The following is an 18,343-nucleotide window of genomic DNA, read 5'->3' on the forward strand; positions in this document are numbered from 1 at the left end:
GTTTGTATGGCTGCGTATGATGGTAATTCACCCCTGGTCTATCCACCAAGTCGTCAGCAACGCGATCTGCAGTTGTTGCAGCTGGTTTCCCGGCTTTGCCCCCCGCGTGACAGCCTGCCCGAGCAGGGCCTGTGCCGTCTGATTGTCGATAGCCGCCTGGCCTGGGCGGTCGAGGCGATCGACGGCCAGTCGTCATGGCTGTATCTGCCCAGTGCAGCGCGGGCACGGCAGGTGGCGGGTTGTACGATTCTCTCGCTGGATTAACCACTGTTCTCGGAGGCCGGGGGCCGCAAGGTCCCCGGAGGGGTTGCTTGCAACCAGAACGGGGTCAGGTCTTTCATTTTGCATCCTGACGCAAAATGAAAGACCTGACCCCTTTTGTGTGTGTCGGCGGTTTACAGGGTTTTGTAGTAAATGGCGGTGCCGTTGTACTGGCCGTTTGAGCTCAGGGCAAAGCCGGGGATGACGCCCGCACGGGTAAAACCGCATTTGGCATAGAGCGCTTCCGAGACATCCCCTTGCCGTGTGTCCAGCACCAGCAGCCGCAGGCCGAGTGCTCTGGCCTGGGCTTCGGCTGCGGCCATCAGTTGTGTGCCGATACCGGTCGAGCGGCAGTCGGTTTTGACCATCAGTTTCTCGATTTCCCCGCGGTGCTGGCCGTTCTGCTTTTTGCACAGACCGATTTGCACACTGCCGACAATGTCACCGGCCTGCCGCGCCACCAGCAGACGACCATCCTGGCTGCGCAGCCGCTGATCGACGCCGCGCCAGTAGTCCAGCGCCACTTGCCTGTCCAGCGGGGCGATGAAGCCGACCGAGGCGCCGCCTGCCACGCTGTCGGTGAGCAAGTCGCTCAGCGCCTGGAGGATCTCTCCACAGGTGGGGAGATCCTGGATGGTCAGGGTATCTGGGCGGGCGGAATGAGGCATGATGGTTTTCCTTGGCGGGGAGCTGTCAGTGTATCCGGTGGCAGGCGGGCTGGCGACGCCTCGCTCAGGCCAGCGGCAGGTAGATGTCGGTGATCAGGGCGGCCTCCGGGGTATCCGGCAGCAGGTTGACGTAGTGGAAGAACAGCGGAAAGTCGCGCAGTTCTTCCCCGCTGGCCGGCAACCAGTCGCGATACAGCGGATAGATGCTTTCGCCGATGCGCTCATGCGCACCGAGATGGCGCACCCGGGCGCAGCGTCCGCCCGGGATGACTTTTTCGATCACGCCCTGCGGGTTGGCCGGCACCGTCTGGCGGATTTCGCCGGCGATATCGAAACGAAACTGACTGGGCTCGGTGGTATCGGGATTGTCGTAGGCAATGCCGAAGGTACGGCAGTCATCCTTGGGCGACAGGCCTGACTGTTTGCGCCATTCGATAAAGCTGGCCACGGCATGATTCAGTTGCTCGGTCGGACCGCGATGCGCCTTGACGGCAATCGGCGTGCGGGCGAAATCGACAATATCGACTTTCACGGGGTGGTTCCTTTCTGGCAGGCGGAAGCGGTAAACCTCGTGCCAGTGCGCCCAGTCGGGGGCCTTCCTGAATTCGGACGGTGACTGGCCAAAAGTCTGGCGAAAGGCACGGGCAAAGGATTCCGGCGTTTCAAATCCGGCATGCAGGGCAATATCGATCACCTTTTCCTGTGGTGCGAACACCAGGCGATAGGAAGCCTGCTTCAGGCGGCGCAGCAGGATGTAGCGCGCCACATTGATGCCGAGGTAGTCGGCAAACTGCCGGTGAAAGTGAAATTTGGAGAAATGGGCGATCTGGCACAGCTGCCCCACGCTCAGCGGTTCGTCCAGGTGCTGGTCGATGTAGTCGAGGACCTTGTTGAAACGCGTCTGGTAGGCCTGCAGTCGGTCGTTCATTTTTTCTCCGGGGTTCACCGTCCGCACTATGCGGCATCCCGTGCCCACAAGCCTGTCCAAAATTGCTGCCTTGCCGGCCAGACCCCGCACAAAGGGCAGGGTTTTTCTTGCCGCTGTCCTGCATCGTGAGTATCCTGATGCGCTCGCGTGTCGCGCTGTGCGCGACACTGTTGCTGGTGGATGACTGTCTGATGGTTGTGTGCTGATGCCCCTGTTACGTCGTTTGCTGCTGCTGGTCCTGCTCGTCGGGCTGGCCGCCTGTCAAAAGCCGATCAAGCTTGATCTCAAAGGCTCCGATCTGACCGGAACCCAGGTGGGTGGCGATTTCTCGCTGACGGATCAGCAAGGCAAGCCGCGCCGCCTGTCCGAATTCCAGGGCAAGGTGGTGGCGCTGTTTTTCGGCTACACACATTGTCCCGATGTCTGTCCGACAACCCTGCTAGAATATGCCAATGTGTATAAAAAACTCGGCAAAGATGGCGATAAACTGCAAGTGATCTTTGTTTCCGTCGATCCCGAGCGGGATACACAGGCCGTACTGGCAGGCTATGTGCCGCATTTCAACCCGACTTTTGTCGGTCTGACCGGCACGCCGGCCCAGGTTGCCGATGTCATGAAAGCCTACAAGGTGGTGGCGCAGAAAGTCCCGACGCCCGGTGGGGGTTATTCAGTCGATCACAGTGCCGGATCCTATCTGCTGGATGCCAGCGGGCAGGTGCGGGTTTACGAGCCTTATGGCACACCGGTTGCCGATGTGGTGCATGATATTCAGCAACTGTTACGCTAGAATCGTCTTATAGCTAGATACAATATTCATTGAAGGTTTGCACTGTGAGTCAAGAAAACCAGCCCAGCGTTTCAGGTGCCGGCCAGACCCTCGATCTGGCCAAGTACACGCTTGCTTCGCAGGTTGAAATCGTTCATCACCTCAAGGCCATTGCCAAGAGCGGTTTCATGGTGACCGTGTTCTCGAACAAGGGCAAAACCTTCATCCTTACCCGTCTGCTGGAAGTCGATACCAAGAAGCAGACCATGATCTTCGACTGGGGCAGCGACGAAGCCACCAACAAGCAGTTGCTGGCCAGCGAGCGCAATGTGTTTGTCTGCTCGCCCGACGGCGTCAAGACCCAGTTCATCACCGGTCAGGTGCACCAGATCAGCTACGAGGGCAAGCCGGCCTTCGAAGTGTCGCTGCCGGAGCAGGTCATCAAGTTGCAGCGGCGCGAGTTCTTCCGCATCCGCACCCCGGTCGGCAATCCGCTGATCTGTACCATCAATGATTTCCCCGGCGCCCCGGTCGAACTGGCGGTGTTTGACATCAGCCTGGGCGGCATGGCGCTGTGGCTGCCGGATCTGACCATGGCCGGTTTTGACATCGGCACCCAGTACCTCGACTGCCATCTGGATCTCAAGCCTTTCGGGCGGCTCAACTGCGTGCTGGAAGTGCGCCATCGTCTGCCCCTGCAGATGCGCAACGGCCAGGACGCCCTGCGCGTGGGCTGTAATTTCGTCGGTCTGCCGACCCAGATGGAAAACCTGATCCAGCGTTACGTCGGCCAGCTCGAGCGCGAACGTCGCGCGATGATGCGCTGACCGCCGCACCCCGACAAAGCAGTAATTTCCCGCCGCCGGCTTTTCGGTTATTCTGTCTGAATAACTCCATTCATGTGTCCGGCGGATCTGCATTCCCCCAAGCATCTGAATTTGAATTAATCTTTGGCAACTGGCCTGACAGACAACATTCATCATGACGCTGACCATTGCCCTGTCCAAAGGGCGTATTTTCGAAGAGACCCTGCCTCTGCTGGCGGCTGCCGGCATTACCCCGGCGGAAGACCCCGAAGCCTCGCGCAAGCTGATCATCGGCACCAACCATGCGGATGTGCGCCTGGTGATCGTGCGCGCTTCCGACGTCCCGACCTATGTGCAATATGGCGCGGCCGATCTGGGCATTGCCGGACGCGACGTGCTGATCGAACATGGGGGGGCCGGCCTGTACCAGCCGCTGGATCTGAACATCGCCCGCTGCCGCATGATGGTGGCAGTGCGGGACGGTTTTGATTATGACGAAGCGGTGAAACATGGTGCACGCCTGAAAGTCGCCACCAAATATCCGAAAATCGCCCGTGAGCATTTTGCCCGCAAGGGCGTGCACGTCGACATCATCAAACTTTACGGCTCAATGGAGCTGGCACCGCTGGTCGGTCTGGCCGACGCCATCGTCGATCTGGTGTCCACCGGCAACACGCTCAAGGCCAACCATCTGTCGGCGGTCGAACACATTCTGGATATCAGCTCGCGCCTGGTGGTCAACCAGGCGGCGCTCAAACTCAAATACGACACCATCCAGCCGGTGCTGGACGCTTTTGCCGCGGCGACTGCCGGCAAGCAGGAATGATGGCCATGTTGCATCTGGATACTTCCCGACAAGACTTTGCCGAACGTCTGGCGGCCCTGCTGGCCTTTGAAACCGCGCAGGATCCGGCGGTAGATCAGGGGGTGGCGGCGATCTGCGCCGAGGTGCAGCGCCGTGGCGATGCGGCGGTGATCGAATACACCAATCGCTTCGACCGGCTGTCGGCGCAGTCGATGGCGGATCTGACCCTCAGCCGCGAACAGCTGGCGGCAGCGCATGCCCGCCTGCCGCAGGCACAGCGCGAGGCGCTGGAGGCCGCGGCCGCACGCGTGCGCCGCTATCACGAACATCAGCGCCAGTCGTCCTGGTCCTACGAGGAAGAGGACGGCACGCTGCTCGGCCAGCAGGTCACGCCGCTGGACCGGGTCGGCATCTACGTGCCGGGCGGCAAGGCGGCCTATCCCAGCTCGGTGCTGATGAATGCCATGCCGGCCAAGGTAGCCGGCGTGGGCGAAATCATCATGGTGGTGCCGACGCCGGGCGGGGAACGCAATGACCTGGTGCTGGCGGCGGCCTATATCGCCGGTGTCGACCGGGTGTTTACCGTGGGTGGCGCCCAGGCGGTGGCGGCGCTGGCCTATGGCACCGAAACCGTGCCGCAGGTGGACAAAATCACCGGTCCGGGCAATGCCTGGGTCGCGGCCGCCAAGCGACGGGTGTTCGGCGTGGTCGGCATCGACATGGTCGCCGGTCCGTCGGAAATCCTGGTGATTTGCGACGGGGAAACCGATCCGGACTGGATTGCCATGGATCTGTTCAGCCAGGCCGAGCACGACGAAATTGCCCAGGCCATCCTGCTGACGCCCTCGGCCGAATTCATTGCCCGGGTCGAGGCCAGCATGGCGCGGCTGATGGCCGACATGCCGCGGCGCGACATCATCGAGGCATCGCTGTCCGGCCGTGGCGCACTGATCAAGGTGCGCGATCTGGCTGAAGCCTGCGAGATCGCCAACCGCATTGCGCCGGAACACCTGGAGCTGTCAGTGGCCGATCCGGAAGCCTGGCTGCCGCAGTTGCGCCATGCCGGGGCGATTTTCCTCGGCCGCTTCACCTCGGAGAGTCTGGGCGACTATTGCGCCGGGCCGAACCACGTGTTGCCGACCTCGCGTACCGCCCGTTTTGCCAGTCCGCTGGGGGTGTATGACTTCCAGAAGCGCAGCAGCCTGATCCGCGTTTCCGCGTCCGGCGCCGCGCGTCTGGGGCCGATTGCCTCGACCCTGGCCCATGGCGAGGGCCTGACCGCCCATGCCCGGGCCGCCGAACTGCGCATGCCGTCCGCCGACGCATAATGGTTTTATGACATATAATCAGGCAGATAAGCCTTCGCCCGTACGGGTATGAGCCAAGACATGAAACGTTCCGCCGAACACCTGATCCGACCGGAAATTCTCGACATGCCGGCCTACCATGTGGCCGACGCCGCCGGCTACATCAAGCTGGATGCCATGGAGAATCCTTTCCGTCTGCCGGAGGCGTTGCGTAACGAGCTGGGTCGTCGCCTGTCGGACGTGCTGATCAACCGCTACCCGGACCCCTCCGGCAGCGGTCTCAAGGCGCAGCTGGCCGAGGCCTTCGGGATTCCCCCCGAGGCGGAAGTGCTGCTCGGCAATGGGTCGGACGAAATCATCACCCTGATCTGCCAGGCGCTGGCGCGCCCCGGTGCCTGCCTGATGGCCTTCGAGCCGTCCTTCGTCATGTACCGGCTCAATGCGCAGTTTTCCCGGGTCGGCTATGTCGGCATCCCGCTCAACGAGGATTTCTCGCTCGACCTGCCGCGCACCCTGGACGCCATCCGCCAGCACCAGCCGGCGGTGATCTTCATTTCCTACCCCAACAACCCGACCGGCAACCGTTTTGCCCGTGCCGACATCGAGCGCATCCTGGAGGCCGCCACCGGGCTGGTGGTGCTGGACGAGGCCTATCAGGCCTTTGCCGACGACTCGTTCATGGCGCTGGCCGGCAAGCTGGAGCACCTGCTGGTAATGCGCACCCTGTCGAAGATCGGTCTGGCCGGCATCCGCCTGGGCTATGCCGCCTCGACGCCGGCCTGGATCGAGGCCATCAACAAGGTGCGGCCACCGTATAACGTCAATGTGCTGACCCAGGAAACCGCGCGCTTCCTGCTGGCACATCGCGAAGTGTTTGACGGTCAGGCCCGTGACCTGCGCCGCGAGCGTGCCCGCATGGCCGAGCGGCTCGCCCATTTTGCCGGCCTGCAGGCCTTCGACAGTCAGGCCAATTTCATTACCGTGCGCGTGGCCGATGCCGACGAGCTGCATGGTTTTCTCAAGCAGGCCGGCCTGCTGGTGAAGAATCTGCACGGCAGCCATCCGCTGCTGGCGCAATGTCTGCGCATCACCATTGGTGCGCCCGAGGAAAACGACGCGGTCCTGGCCGCCCTGACAGCCTACTTCGAATAAATCATGCGAACCGCTACCGTTACCCGCAATACCCTGGAAACCCGGATCACCGTGACGCTCGATCTGGATGGCACCGGCCAGGCCGAACTCCAGACCGGCGTGCCGTTTCTCGATCACATGCTGGACCAGATCGCACGCCACGGCCTGATCGACCTGAGCATCCATGCCGAAGGCGATCTGCACATCGACGCCCACCACACCGTCGAGGATATCGGCATCACCCTGGGGCAGGCCTTTGCCCGCGCCATCGGCGACAAGAAGGGCATCCGCCGCTATGGCCATGCCTATGTGCCGCTGGACGAGGCGCTGTCGCGCGTGGTGATCGACCTGTCCGGTCGTCCCGGTCTGACTTACGAAGTCAGCTATACCCGCGCCGCCATCGGCCAGTTCGATGTCGACCTGTTTGCCGAGTTTTTCCATGGCTTCGTCAACCACGCCATGGTGACGCTGCACATCGACAACCTGCGTGGCGTCAATGCTCACCACCAGGCGGAAACCATCTTCAAGGCTTTTGGCCGTGCGCTGCGCATGGCCTGTGAAGCCGACGAGCGCATGGCCGGCATCACGCCCTCGACCAAGGGGACGCTGACAGCATGATCAATGTCGCCGTAATCGACTATGGCATGGGCAACCTGCATTCGGTGGTGAAATCGATCGAGGCGGTCAACGATGGCCGCGCCCGCATTCAACTGACTGCCGATCCGCACGCCGTGCTGAAAGCCGACAAGGTGGTGTTCCCCGGTCAGGGCGCCATGCCGGACTGCATGCGCGAACTGCGCGCCCACGGTCTGGCCGAGGCCGTGCTGGAGGCCACGCGCAACAAGCCGTTTTTCGGCATTTGCGTCGGCGCCCAGCTGCTGTTCGACTCAAGCGAAGAGGGCGATACCCCGGGGCTGGGGCTGTTCCCCGGCACGGTCAGGCGCTTTGCCGCCGGCCAGACCGATGCGCACGGCGATCGCCTCAAGGTGCCGCACATGGGCTGGAACCGGGTGTTCCAGTGCCAGCCGCACCCGTTGTTTGCCGGCATTGCCGATGGCGAGCGCTTCTATTTCGTCCACAGCTACCATTTCGCGCCGCAGGATCCGGCGCTGACCCTGGCCGAGAGTGAGTACCCGGGGCGCTTTTCCTGCATCGTCGGCCGCGAGAACATTTTTGCCACGCAGTTTCACACCGAGAAGAGTCATGCCGCCGGGCTTCAGCTGATGAAGAATTTCCTGGCCTGGGATGGCACTGTTCAACCCTAACGAAATCAAGACTTACCATGCTGCTCATACCCGCAATTGACCTCAAGGATGGTCAGTGTGTCCGCCTCAAGCAGGGCCTGATGGATCAGGCCACGGTGTTTTCCGAAGACCCGGTCGAAGTCGCCGTCCATTGGCGTGACCAGGGGGCCCGGCGCCTGCATCTGGTGGATCTGAATGGTGCGTTTGCCGGCAAGCCGAAGAACCTGGCGGTGATTCGCGACATCCTGGCCGAAGTTGGTTCCGACATGCCGGTGCAGTTGGGCGGTGGCATCCGCGATCTGGATACCATCGAAAAGTACCTCGACATGGGCCTGCAATACGTGATCATCGGCACCGCCGCGGTCAAGACGCCCGGCTTCCTGCGCGATGCCTGCGATGCCTTTCCCGACCAGGTGATTGTCGGCCTGGATGCCAAGGACGGCATGGTGGCGATCGACGGCTGGGCCAAGATCACCAGCCACAACGTGATCGAGCTGGCCAAGCGTTTCGAGGACTATGGCGTGGTGTCGGTGATCTACACCGATATCGGCCGCGACGGCATGCTCACCGGGGTGAATATCGACGCCACGGTCAAGCTGGCCCAGGCACTGCGTGTGCCGGTAATCGCTTCCGGTGGCCTGACCAACCTGGATGATGTGCGCCAGCTGGTAGCGGTAGAAGGTGAGGGCATCGAAGGCGCCATCACCGGCCGCGCCATCTACGAAGGCAGCCTGCCGTTTGCCGAAGCCCAGGCGCTGGCGGACGAACTGTCCGACCAGGAAGCCTGACATGGCACTGGCCAAGCGCATCATTCCCTGCCTCGACGTCACCGCCGGCCGCGTGGTCAAGGGGGTCAACTTCGTCGGCCTGCGCGATGCCGGCGACCCGGTCGAGATCGCCCGTCGCTACAACGAACAGGGCGCCGACGAACTGACCTTCCTCGACATCACCGCCAGCTCGGACCAGCGTGACCTGATTCTGCACGTGATCGAGTCGGTGGCCGATCAGGTCTTCATTCCGCTGACCGTGGGCGGCGGCGTGCGCCAGGTAGCGGACATCCGCCGCCTGCTCAATGTCGGTGCCGACAAGGTCAGCATCAATACCACCGCCGTCACCAACCCCGGGCTGGTGGAAGAAGCCGCCGGCCGTTTCGGTTCGCAGTGCATCGTGGTCGCCATTGATGCCAAGGCCACCGGACCGGACAACGACCGCTGGGAGGTGTTTACCCATGGCGGTCGCACCCCGACCGGGCTGGATGCGGTCGAGTGGGCGCTGAAAATGCAGCAGCTCGGCGCCGGCGAAATCCTGCTCACCAGCATGGATCGCGACGGCACCCGGGTCGGCTTCAACCTGCCGCTGACCCGCGCGGTTTCCGACGCGGTATCGATTCCGGTGATCGCCTCCGGTGGCGTCGGCAATCTGCAGCATCTGGTCGAGGGCGTCAGCGAGGGGCATGCCGATGCCGTGCTGGCCGCCAGCATCTTCCATTTCGGTGAATACACGGTACGCGATGCCAAGCTGGCCATGCAGGCCGCCGGCATCGAGGTCCGCCTGTGACGGGAACCCCCATGTGGCTGGATGAAGTGAAATGGGACGAGGCCGGCCTGGTGCCGGCCATCGCCCAGGATGAACAGAGCGGGCGCATCCTGATGATGGCCTGGATGGACCGCGAAGCCCTGCAGCTGACGGCCGAGACCGGTCTGGCGCACTACTACAGCCGCTCGCGCCGGCGCCAGTGGCAAAAAGGCGAGGAGTCCGGCCATGTGCAGCACGTCAGCGAACTGCGCCTGGATTGCGATGGTGACGTGATTGTCATGCAGATCCGGCAAGATGGCGGTATTGCCTGCCATACCGGACGTGAGAGCTGTTTCTACCGCCGATTTGCCGATGGCGCCTGGCAGGTGGTCGACCCGATCCTCAAGGATCCGGCGGCGATTTATACCCGCAACACATAAAACGGATGGCGAGCCGATGGCCGGCAGCGTTAGAATGGGCGCTGTCGCCGGCACCCGGCCGGCCGTGCCGCACAAGGAATGACATGATCAATACCGAAGTGTTGAAGTCGATTGCCGATACGCTGGAAGCGCGACGCGAGGCCAGTTCGCAAACTTCCTACGTGGCATCGCTGTTTCACAAGGGTGAAGACGCCATTCTGAAAAAGGTCGCTGAAGAGGCCGCCGAAACCCTGCTGGCCTCGAAAGATGGCGACAAGCTGCATATCGTGCGCGAAGTCGCCGACCTGTGGTTCCACACCATGGTGCTGCTGGCCTTTCACGGCCTGCGTCCCGAAGACATCCTGATGGAGCTGCACCGTCGCGAAGGCATTTCCGGCCTGGACGAAAAGGCTTCGCGGCCGCAGCAACCCTGATTCCCATCCCTGATTGCCCCGGAGAAGGCTGATGACTGATTGCATCTTCTGCAAGATCGCTGCTGGAGAGATTCCGGCCAACAAACTCTACGAAGACGACGACGTGGTCGCCTTCCACGATATCCGGCCGATCGCCCCGGTGCATTTCATGATCATCCCCAAGCGCCACGTCGAATCGCTGGCGCATTGCCAGCCCGAACACCAGGAGGTGCTGGGCAAGATTCTGCTGCTCGCGCCGAAACTCGCGGCCGAACAGGGTCTGTCAGCCGGTTTCAAGACCGGTATCAATACCGGACGTGGCGGCGGGCAGGAAGTATTCCACCTGCACGTACATGTCTTTGGTCACAAGTCGCAAGGAAACTGACATGGGTTCTTTTAGCATTTTTCACTGGCTGATCGTTTTGCTGATTGTGGTGCTGGTGTTCGGCACCAAGAAGCTGCCGAATATCGGCAAGGATCTGGGTGGCGCGGTACGCGGCTTCAAAGAGGGCATGAAGGGCGAGGCCGAGAAGCAGGCTGCCGCCGATGCCGAGAAGACCGGGCGCGTCATCGAAGGCGAAGCCGACAAGAAATAAGCTGCTGGGGATACCGTGTTCGACTTCAGTTTTGGTGAAATCCTGCTGACCTCCGTGGTGGCGCTGGTGGTGCTCGGTCCCGAGCGCCTGCCGGCCGTGGCCCGCACCCTGGGGGCGCTGGTGGCGCGCGCCCAGCGCTTTGTCGCCAGCGTCAAGGCCGACATCGGCGAGCACACCGAGCTGTCCACCCTGGTGTCGCTGAAACAGGAAGTGCAGAACACGGCCTATGCCTTCAAGGAACAGCTGACGGCCGAGGTCAACGAGGTCAGCCAGACCATCCATCAGGCCCGCCAGGAAACCGTCGAAGCCCTTGAGGCCGCCAAAGCGGAGATCGTCGCGCCGCCGGCTGATGATCTGACGCCGATGTCTGCGGCCAGCGTGGTCGTACCGACCCCGGTGCCGGCCGGCGAGCCGCCCGCCGCACAGAACGAGCCTGAGCGCCCCCCCGTTGATGACAACCAGCTTGACCTGTTTGCCGAACTGACCCCGACGCCAGCCCGGCAAGAACCTCCCCGATGACCGAACAACCGCTGCTGACCCACCTGCTGGAACTGCGCACCCGACTGGTGCGTGCCCTGATCGGCTTCTTCCTGGTCTTCCTCGGCCTGTTCCACTGGTCCGGGGCCATCTACCACCTGCTGGCCAGACCCCTGCTGCAACACCTGCCGGCCGGCAGCAACATGATTGCCATCGAAGTCACCGCCCCCTTCTTCGTGCCGATGAAGGTCACCATGCTGGTGGCGCTGCTGATCTCGCTGCCCAATACCCTGTACCAGATCTGGGCCTTCGTGGCCCCCGGCCTGTACAGCCATGAAAAAAGACTGATCCTGCCGCTGGTCGTGTCCAGCGTGCTGCTGTTCTGCCTCGGCATGGCCTTCGCCTACTTCCTGGTGTTCCCGCTGGTGTTTACCTTCATGGCCGCCGTCACCCCCAGTGGCGTGTCGATGATGACCGATATCGACAAATACCTGTCCTTCGTGCTGGGCATGTTCGTCTCGTTCGGCGCGGCCTTCGAAGTGCCGGTGGTCGTGGTGCTGCTGGTGCGCATCGGCGTGCTGACCATCGACAAGCTGCGTACCGCGCGGCCCTACGTCATCGTCGGCGCCTTCGTGGTGGCCGCCATCGTCACCCCGCCGGATGTGCTGTCGCAGACCATGCTGGCCGTTCCCCTGTGGCTGCTCTATGAAGTGGGCATCATCGCCGCGCAACTGATGGAACGTCAGCGCGCCCGGAGCGCCAGCTGATGCGCCGGCTCTGGCACTGGCTGGCCATCGGCACGCTGATTGCCCTGATCCTGCTGTCGCTGGGGTGGGAACTGTGGCTGGCGCCGCTGCGGCCGGGCGGCTCGATGCTGGCGCTCAAGGCAGTGCTGCTGCTGGCGCCGCTGTTCGGCATCCTGCGCGGGCGGCTCTACACCTTCCAGTGGTCCAGCATGTTCATCCTGCTGTTTTTCACCGAAGGCATCATGCGCGGCTGGGCCGATCACGGCTTGTCACAGCAGCTGGCCTGGGGCGAGACCGCCCTGAGCGTGCTGTTCTTCGTCGCGGTGATCGGTTTTATCCGCAGCCGACAATAACCGGCAGGCAGCGCCTAATCCAGATCGCCGTCGTGATCCGACAAATAGGCCCGCAGGGCGCGGCGTACCGCCAGCAGATGCTGGGCACCCGGTGGCAGGTCGCGCAGAGAAATCACGTCCAGGGCGATCAGCACATCAATCACGTCTTCAATAATGCGCACCGTGTTGCGGTCTGACTCCGTCAGCGTCAACAGCGCCTCGTCCTCGCTGGTCTCCACCGTCTCGATCAGCTCATCCAGCTGCTTGTGCGGAATCAACTGACCATGATCGGTCACCACCGTCTTGCCCGACAGGGTCTTGTTGCGCACCAGCAGGTCGATCAGGCTGGACAACAGCATGCGGTGGGCATCATCCGAGGCATTGAGCAAAGCTGCCGTCAGCTCCGGATCGGACGCTTGCAGAAAATGCAGCACCCGGATGTCACTCAGTGGCAGATAGGGGCGATCACTGCCCTTTTTCAGGAAAAGTGCCTCGACGTCACCCTGGGGGGTCAATTGAACGAATGGCATGATGATGTGGGATCGCAGGGTATGATTATTTAGATATCATAGAATCCAGCATAGACTATTTATCTGCCGGACAAGATGAAATCTGCGCGGGGCAATGCAGCCCCCCCAGGCTGGCGGGAGTCAGCCGCAGCGCCTGCTGCACATTCGCGCTGGTCTGCCGCGCCATCTCCTCAGGCGTCGCTGCGCGCAGCGACGCCAGCTCGGCGGCAAAGCGCGCCAGATTGGCCGGCTCATTGGGCTGATCCTGCGCCCAGGCCGGACGAATATCCGGCGCATCCGTCTCCAGCACCAGACAGTCAGCCGGCAGGGTGGCGGCCAGCCGGCGAATGCGTTGCGACCCCTGATAAGTCATGGCCCCGCCGAAACCCAGCTTGAAGCCCAGCGCGACAAAAGCCTCGGCCTGCTGCTGACTGCCATTGAAGGCATGGGCAATACCGCCACCCACCGCATACTGCCGCAGGTACTTCAGCACCCGATCCTGTGCCTTGCGCACATGCAGAATCACCGGCAAATCATAGCGACGCGCCAACTTGAGCTGCTCGATGAACAGCGCCTCCTGCCGCGGCAGATCCTGGTCCGGCAACCAGTGGTCCAGACCGATCTCGCCCACCGCCACCGGCCGATGCCGTTGCAGCTGCGCTTCAAGCTGCGCCAGATGATCATCCAGATGTTCACGGCAGTACATCGGGTGCAAACCCAGCGCAATCAGGCAGCCATAGCGCTGACGCATGGCCAGCGTGGCTTCGAACAACCGGCTGGACACCGCCGGGACGACAATCTGACCGACCCCGGCCGTCAGCGCGGCTTGCACCACCTGGTCGCGACGCGCGTCAAACACCACATCGTCCAGATGGCAGTGGCTATCGATCAGCAGGGCAGGGGACATAGGGAATGTGGCTGAAATGCTGCGGCGTGGGAAATTTACCCATTTTTTATGGGCATGGTTACCTATTCATGCTACGCTATCAGTTGTAATAGATCCAGATGGTTTGCCATGAATACCAGTGCCAGCCCGCCCGCCAAAATGCTGCAAGCGCTCCGCTATCTGCTGGAGCCCTTGGTGCGTCTGCTGCTCAACCATGGCATGGCCTATCCCTCGCTGGCAGAGCTGCTCAAGCGCGTCTATGTCGATGTCGCCGAACGCGATTTTGCCCTGCCCGGCAAACCCCAGACCGACAGCCGCATCAGCATTCTGACCGGCGTGCACCGCAAGGATGTCAAACGCCTGCGGGAAACCGACGATGCCCCGCTCAACCTGACCAAGCACAGCCATGTCTCGCTGCAGGCCCAGTTACTGGCCAAGTGGACCGGTGAAACGCGCTTCCTCGATGCCCAGGGCCGGCCGCGCCCATTGCCGCGCCAGGCCACCACGCACGAAGCGCCGACCTTTGAGGGCATGGTCTACGACATCAGCAAGGATGTGCGCGCCAGAGTGTTCCTTGACGAATGGCAGCGCGTCGGTCTGGTGCAGATCGATCAGGACGATAGGGTGCACCTGAACGTCGAGGCCTTGCTGCAATCGCCGACGCTGGAAGAAAAAATGGATTTCTTCGGCCGCAACATCCATGACCACCTGGCGGCCGTGGTCAGCAACCTCGAAGGCCAGCAGGCCCCCTATATGGACCGCTGCGTGTTCTACCACGGCCTGAGTCCCGAACAGGTTCAGCAACTGAAGCAGCGGGCAGAGCAGATGAGCATGGATGCCCTGCTGGAAATCAACCGCATGGCACAGGAAATGGTCATGCAAAACCACAGCCAGCCAGCCGGTGCAGACAGCACCCCGCCACAACGCATGCATTTTGGTGCCTACTTCTATCATGCCGAAGACAAGCCTGCTGCGAATCCGCCTTCGGCCTGAGCTCCTGCTGCTCGCCGCCCTGAGCCTGACCCCGCTGACGGGTTGGGCCGCTGCCGTTTGTCGCTTCGACGCGCATGGCCAGCAAGTGGCACCACTGCCGACCCCGCCCGGCCAGACACCACCCCCGACCCCCTGGGGAGGCATGGGCGGCACCGGTGTGCAAACCGCCACGGCCCAGCCCGAACCGAAAAACGGCTGGGGCGGCCTGGGCGGCACCGGCATCCAGCAGCCCGCCACGCCGGGCCAGCGCACCGTCGCGAAAAACCTGCTGCCGGACCACGAAGGCTGGGGCGGCCTGGGCGGCACCGGCATTCAGCCGCAATCAGCCAAGCCGGCCACCAGCACAGCGGACAACCAGCCCGCCGCTCACGAGGGCTGGGGCGGCCTCGGCGGCACCGGGCTGCAAACCGCCCCGATCGCGGCTCAGCCCAGGCTGGCCGGCTACATCCTGTATCGCCATGGCAAGGTGCTGGCACAGCAACCGGGCCTGCCGGCACGCGAGCTGACACGCGGCGATGCCGTGTGCGAAGGCGATGCCATCATGACCGCGGAAAATGACGGGCTGCTGCAGATCCGCATGGCCGATCAGGGCTCGGTGATGCTGTATTCCGGTTCGAAACTGCATATCAATACCTTCAACCTGCCGGAGAAAATCGACGGCAGCGAACGCCTGGCCATGACCCTGGAGCAGGGGGGCATGCGTGCCATGACCGGTGACATCGGCCATCTCAACAAGCAGAACTACCTGATCCGGACGCCGAGCGCCGAGGTCCACATCCGCGGCACCGACCACGAGCTGTTCCAGGTACCGGCCGCCGTCGGCCGCTTCAGCAGCGTGGCCCCCGGCACCTACGACCATGTGATCAGTGGCGGCACCACCCTGCTCAACCCGGCGGGCAGCGTGCGCATCGAACCCACCCAGTCCGGTTTTGCCCCGCTTGACCAGGGCGCGCCGAAGACCATCGAAGTGCTGCCGGAAGTGTTGCGCAACCTGCCGCTGCGCGGCCTGGCCCCGGCCAAGACCAGCGAGGGCAGCAGCGACAATGCCGCTGGCAGCGGCGTCACCACACCCACCGACCCGCTGTCGACGGCCTTGCCCAACCGCATCGTCAGCAACAGCGTTGTCCTTGACCTGTCGGTCGAGCCGCAAGACAGTCCGGCCAATTCGGCCTATGTCGGCGTGACCGTGGCCGATGGCCAGATCCAGCGCGGCCATCTGCAGGTCGACGAAGACAACAGCTGGCAGATCGGCGTCGATCCGCGCTCCGGACTGCCCCTGTATGTGGTGCAGAATGATGGATCGCTGCTGTTTTTTGTCGATGACGATACCCAACAGCCGGTGCAGTACCAGATCTATACCACAACGGACGGCGCCAAAATTTACTGGGGCGTCTACTTCGGTGGCGGCGCCAGCGATGCCAATGGCGACTGGCAATATGCCGACCTGCACCAGTTTGCTTTTGCGCCCGGCGGGGCAACGCCCGGCTCAGCCATCACCGCCATGAGCGGACAGACCGGCAGCTACACCATGGTTCCCGGCATGCCGGGGCCGGTGGATGAGAACGGCAAGATGGGCGGACAAATCAACAGCCTGACCGCCAACGTCACCTTTGGTGCCAACCCGACCATTGACCACTACGCCATCAATGTGACCGATGGCCAGGGCCGGATCTGGGACGCCAACAGTGGCGCGGCGGTATCGCTGCAAACCTTCCAGAGCAGCGGCATCGCGCTGAACGGCAGCTGCACCGGTTGCCAGAGCCCGACCATCAGCAACGGCTCGGCGGCGGGCGTCTTGATCGGCCCCCAGGCCGGTGGCATGATCAGCCACTATGGCTTGCAGACTAATCAGAATGAGTCCGTCTCCGGGGTGGGGATATTAAAAAAACCCTGACACTGTTTGCCCTGTGCGGTAGCGTCTTTCCGCTGATTGCCCGGGCTGCCGACGAGTGCGCGAATGCGGCGCAGGCGGGCCAGCTGGCGCTCAACCGCGGCGATGCCGCCGCCGCTTTGGCCGTGCTGCAGCCGGCAGAAACGGGCTGCGCCGGTCGCGGACGTTTTGACCACCTGCTCGGCTTTTCTCTGCTGGTCAGCGGGTACCCTGCCGAAGCCTCCTGGGTCCTGGAGCGTGCCGCAGCGGCCAACCCGAACAGCGGCGCCGCCTGGCTCGATCTGGCCGATGCCTACCTCCAGACCGGCGATACCCTGCGTGCCGATACCGCCCTGCAGCACGCACGTGCGCTACAACCCCCGCCCGTCGCCCAGCGCAAGATCGACACCCTGCAGGCCGCACTCGACAAGATCCGCCACCCCTGGTCGCTGTCCTACACCGTGCGCCAGGAAATCGGCTGGGACTCCAACGTCAACTCCGCCACCGACCAACTGTCGATCGTGGCCCCCGGCTTCTCGCCCCTGCCGATCAAACTTGACCCGGATGCCCGCGCCTCGGCCAGCAGCTACGCCGACCTGGAGCTGGGCGGTGCCCTCACCGGGGCGCTGAATGACGACTGGACCTTCTATCTGCTGCCGCGCGTCAAGACACGCCACTACGAACCGCTGCGCCAGTTCGACCGCACTTTCTACAACCTGCAGAGCGGCGTATCACGCCGGGTAGGCAGTGGCTTGCTGCTGGGCATGCTGCAAGGCGAGCAACAACAAATGGCGGGCCGCGACTATCTGCGCAGCGAGGGCGGCATCCTCGAATGGCGTCAGCCGGTCGGCCGCAGCGCCTTGCTCAGCCTGACCTCGCAGTACACCAGTACCCGTTATGCCGATCGCAGCATGCGCAATTACGATAGTAACGTTGCACTGGCCGGACTGGCCTGGAAACAGGGATGGACACCGCAGGTCAACTGGAGCGTCGCCGCTTACCGCGGCGAGGATGATGGCGTGAACAATCGTGCCGGTGGCGGGCGCCGCATGGTGATTCTGTCCGGTGCCCTCAATGTGAAATGGCTGGCGGGGCTGGAGAGCGCCCTGACACTGACCCACGAAAGCGATGACTATCGGCAGAAAGACCCGGCCTTCCTGGTGACCCGGTCAGAAAGCATCTGGAACTACACCGCCAGTCTGAGCTGGCCATGGAACAAGCATTTTTCCTCCACCGTCAGCTACAGCCATATCCGTGATGACGCGAATATCGTGCTCTATGGCAGCAAACGGGATCTGGTCAGTCTGAGTGTGCGCGGCGACTTCTGAACCCGGCGCTACTGCCGTGGCTCATGCCGCTGACTGACATGCGTCCAGAACGCGGAGTGCGAATGTTTGACGATGCGCGACCAGCGCTGCAAGGTGCGCTCATGCCGGCCGTGGCTGGTGTGCAGGCTCGACAGCTTCAGCCAGCGTTGCGACTGCTCCTGCGTCGGACGTATCGCCCGACGCATGGCCAGCATGCTCAGCCAGGCCAGTGCCAACACCAGTCCCCATAGCCCCGCTTGCCATAGCCACCACCGCTCCATTGCCGTCACCCTGATTGAACAAGACAAAGATCATAGCCCCTTGTTGCCATGTCGTCCAAGTAATCAATGCCATAGGCATGACG

General features: G+C 62.8%; 25 protein-coding genes. 20 read left to right on the plus strand and 5 right to left on the minus strand.

The window, feature by feature from the left end:
- Window positions 1-6 precede the first annotated feature (6 nt).
- Window positions 7-264: a hypothetical protein gene (locus AACH39_RS12320; RefSeq protein ID WP_215779199.1), complete on the plus strand. Its 258-nt coding sequence runs from the start codon at window positions 7-9 to the stop codon at window positions 262-264.
- Window positions 265-395: 131 nt separating this feature from the next.
- Here AACH39_RS12320 and AACH39_RS12325 read toward each other — a convergent pair whose 3' ends face one another.
- Window positions 396-929 carry a GNAT family N-acetyltransferase gene (locus AACH39_RS12325; RefSeq protein ID WP_338620144.1) on the minus strand — a complete coding sequence of 178 codons (534 nt, stop codon included), beginning with the start codon at window positions 927-929 and terminating at the stop codon, window positions 396-398.
- A 64-nt stretch (window positions 930-993) separates the two neighbouring features.
- On the minus strand, window positions 994-1,857 hold the full coding sequence (locus AACH39_RS12330) for an AraC family transcriptional regulator (RefSeq protein ID WP_215779194.1): 864 nt from the start codon (window positions 1,855-1,857) through the stop codon (window positions 994-996).
- Window positions 1,858-2,062: 205 nt separating this feature from the next.
- On the opposite strand from AACH39_RS12330, the gene AACH39_RS12335 reads away from it, so the two are divergent.
- The 16 genes from AACH39_RS12335 to AACH39_RS12410 all read left to right on the plus strand — a co-directional run bounded on the left by AACH39_RS12335 (window position 2,063) and on the right by AACH39_RS12410 (window position 12,435).
- The gene (locus tag AACH39_RS12335) at window positions 2,063-2,644 is read left to right on the plus strand and encodes an SCO family protein (RefSeq protein ID WP_215779192.1); all 582 of its coding nucleotides are present in this window, start codon (window positions 2,063-2,065) and stop codon (window positions 2,642-2,644) included.
- Between the two features lie 44 nt (window positions 2,645-2,688).
- Window positions 2,689-3,450 carry a flagellar brake protein gene (locus AACH39_RS12340; RefSeq protein WP_215779190.1) on the plus strand — a complete coding sequence of 254 codons (762 nt, stop codon included), beginning with the start codon at window positions 2,689-2,691 and terminating at the stop codon, window positions 3,448-3,450.
- Between the two features lie 154 nt (window positions 3,451-3,604).
- Window positions 3,605-4,255 carry an ATP phosphoribosyltransferase gene (hisG, locus tag AACH39_RS12345; RefSeq protein WP_338620145.1) on the plus strand — a complete coding sequence of 217 codons (651 nt, stop codon included), beginning with the start codon at window positions 3,605-3,607 and terminating at the stop codon, window positions 4,253-4,255.
- Between the two features lie 5 nt (window positions 4,256-4,260).
- On the plus strand, window positions 4,261-5,562 hold the full coding sequence (gene hisD / locus AACH39_RS12350) for a histidinol dehydrogenase (protein WP_338620147.1): 1,302 nt from the start codon (window positions 4,261-4,263) through the stop codon (window positions 5,560-5,562).
- 60 nt (window positions 5,563-5,622) lie between these two features.
- Window positions 5,623-6,693, plus strand: a complete 1,071-nt coding sequence (gene hisC / locus AACH39_RS12355; protein WP_215779182.1) for a histidinol-phosphate transaminase — start codon at window positions 5,623-5,625, stop codon at window positions 6,691-6,693.
- Window positions 6,694-6,696: 3 nt separating this feature from the next.
- Entirely contained in the window at window positions 6,697-7,290 is a 594-nt protein-coding gene (hisB, locus tag AACH39_RS12360; RefSeq protein ID WP_338620148.1) for an imidazoleglycerol-phosphate dehydratase HisB, read from the plus strand.
- Window positions 7,290-7,937 (plus strand): imidazole glycerol phosphate synthase subunit HisH, encoded by a 648-nt coding sequence (hisH, locus tag AACH39_RS12365; RefSeq protein ID WP_215782756.1) that lies wholly within the window; start codon window positions 7,290-7,292, stop codon window positions 7,935-7,937. Before hisB ends, hisH begins: the two co-directional genes overlap by 1 nt.
- A 17-nt stretch (window positions 7,938-7,954) precedes the next feature.
- A complete protein-coding gene (gene hisA, locus AACH39_RS12370; protein ID WP_215779176.1) occupies window positions 7,955-8,704 on the plus strand; it encodes a 1-(5-phosphoribosyl)-5-[(5-phosphoribosylamino)methylideneamino]imidazole-4-carboxamide isomerase in 750 nt (249 codons plus the stop codon).
- A 1-nt stretch (window position 8,705) separates the two neighbouring features.
- Complete coding sequence (gene hisF / locus AACH39_RS12375; protein WP_215779174.1) at window positions 8,706-9,473, plus strand: imidazole glycerol phosphate synthase subunit HisF; 768 nt, start codon at window positions 8,706-8,708, stop codon at window positions 9,471-9,473.
- Between the two features lie 11 nt (window positions 9,474-9,484).
- Complete coding sequence (gene hisI, locus AACH39_RS12380) at window positions 9,485-9,871, plus strand: phosphoribosyl-AMP cyclohydrolase (protein WP_215779172.1); 387 nt, start codon at window positions 9,485-9,487, stop codon at window positions 9,869-9,871.
- Between the two features lie 83 nt (window positions 9,872-9,954).
- Complete coding sequence (locus AACH39_RS12385; protein WP_252346117.1) at window positions 9,955-10,284, plus strand: phosphoribosyl-ATP diphosphatase; 330 nt, start codon at window positions 9,955-9,957, stop codon at window positions 10,282-10,284.
- A gap of 31 nt (window positions 10,285-10,315) precedes the next feature.
- Window positions 10,316-10,648 carry a histidine triad nucleotide-binding protein gene (locus AACH39_RS12390; protein ID WP_215779170.1) on the plus strand — a complete coding sequence of 111 codons (333 nt, stop codon included), beginning with the start codon at window positions 10,316-10,318 and terminating at the stop codon, window positions 10,646-10,648.
- 1 nt (window position 10,649) lies between these two features.
- Window positions 10,650-10,859: a Sec-independent protein translocase subunit TatA gene (tatA, locus tag AACH39_RS12395; RefSeq protein ID WP_215779168.1), complete on the plus strand. Its 210-nt coding sequence runs from the start codon at window positions 10,650-10,652 to the stop codon at window positions 10,857-10,859.
- Window positions 10,860-10,874: 15 nt separating this feature from the next.
- Window positions 10,875-11,378 (plus strand): twin-arginine translocase TatA/TatE family subunit, encoded by a 504-nt coding sequence (locus AACH39_RS12400; protein ID WP_338620151.1) that lies wholly within the window; start codon window positions 10,875-10,877, stop codon window positions 11,376-11,378.
- Complete coding sequence (gene tatC / locus AACH39_RS12405; protein WP_215779163.1) at window positions 11,375-12,103, plus strand: twin-arginine translocase subunit TatC; 729 nt, start codon at window positions 11,375-11,377, stop codon at window positions 12,101-12,103. The genes AACH39_RS12400 and tatC overlap by 4 nt, the downstream gene beginning before the upstream one ends.
- Entirely contained in the window at window positions 12,103-12,435 is a 333-nt protein-coding gene (locus tag AACH39_RS12410; RefSeq protein ID WP_215779160.1) for a DUF2069 domain-containing protein, read from the plus strand. Before tatC ends, AACH39_RS12410 begins: the two co-directional genes overlap by 1 nt.
- A gap of 14 nt (window positions 12,436-12,449) precedes the next feature.
- Here AACH39_RS12410 and AACH39_RS12415 read toward each other — a convergent pair whose 3' ends face one another.
- Both AACH39_RS12415 and AACH39_RS12420 read right to left on the minus strand, forming a co-directional pair.
- The gene (locus AACH39_RS12415) at window positions 12,450-12,944 is read right to left on the minus strand and encodes a hypothetical protein (RefSeq protein WP_215779159.1); all 495 of its coding nucleotides are present in this window, start codon (window positions 12,942-12,944) and stop codon (window positions 12,450-12,452) included.
- Window positions 12,945-12,999: 55 nt separating this feature from the next.
- Window positions 13,000-13,830 (minus strand): TatD family hydrolase, encoded by an 831-nt coding sequence (locus tag AACH39_RS12420; RefSeq protein WP_338620152.1) that lies wholly within the window; start codon window positions 13,828-13,830, stop codon window positions 13,000-13,002.
- Between the two features lie 108 nt (window positions 13,831-13,938).
- Here AACH39_RS12420 and AACH39_RS12425 point away from each other — a divergent pair, with 108 nt between their 5' ends.
- The 3 genes from AACH39_RS12425 (at window position 13,939) to AACH39_RS12435 (ending at window position 18,000) form a co-directional block, all read left to right on the plus strand.
- Window positions 13,939-14,802, plus strand: coding sequence for a DUF6502 family protein (locus AACH39_RS12425; RefSeq protein ID WP_338620153.1), 864 nt, complete (start codon window positions 13,939-13,941; stop codon window positions 14,800-14,802).
- Window positions 14,762-16,696, plus strand: coding sequence for a hypothetical protein (locus tag AACH39_RS12430; protein ID WP_338620155.1), 1,935 nt, complete (start codon window positions 14,762-14,764; stop codon window positions 16,694-16,696). The genes AACH39_RS12425 and AACH39_RS12430 overlap by 41 nt, the downstream gene beginning before the upstream one ends.
- Window positions 16,697-16,818: 122 nt before the next feature.
- Window positions 16,819-18,000: a tetratricopeptide repeat protein gene (locus AACH39_RS12435; RefSeq protein WP_338620157.1), complete on the plus strand. Its 1,182-nt coding sequence runs from the start codon at window positions 16,819-16,821 to the stop codon at window positions 17,998-18,000.
- A gap of 8 nt (window positions 18,001-18,008) precedes the next feature.
- Here AACH39_RS12435 and AACH39_RS12440 read toward each other — a convergent pair whose 3' ends face one another.
- On the minus strand, window positions 18,009-18,260 hold the full coding sequence (locus AACH39_RS12440; RefSeq protein WP_215779154.1) for a hypothetical protein: 252 nt from the start codon (window positions 18,258-18,260) through the stop codon (window positions 18,009-18,011).
- Window positions 18,261-18,343 lie beyond the last annotated feature (83 nt).

The organism is Paludibacterium flexuosum (genome assembly GCF_037076605.1).
GTDB lineage: Bacteria > Pseudomonadota > Gammaproteobacteria > Burkholderiales > Chromobacteriaceae > Paludibacterium.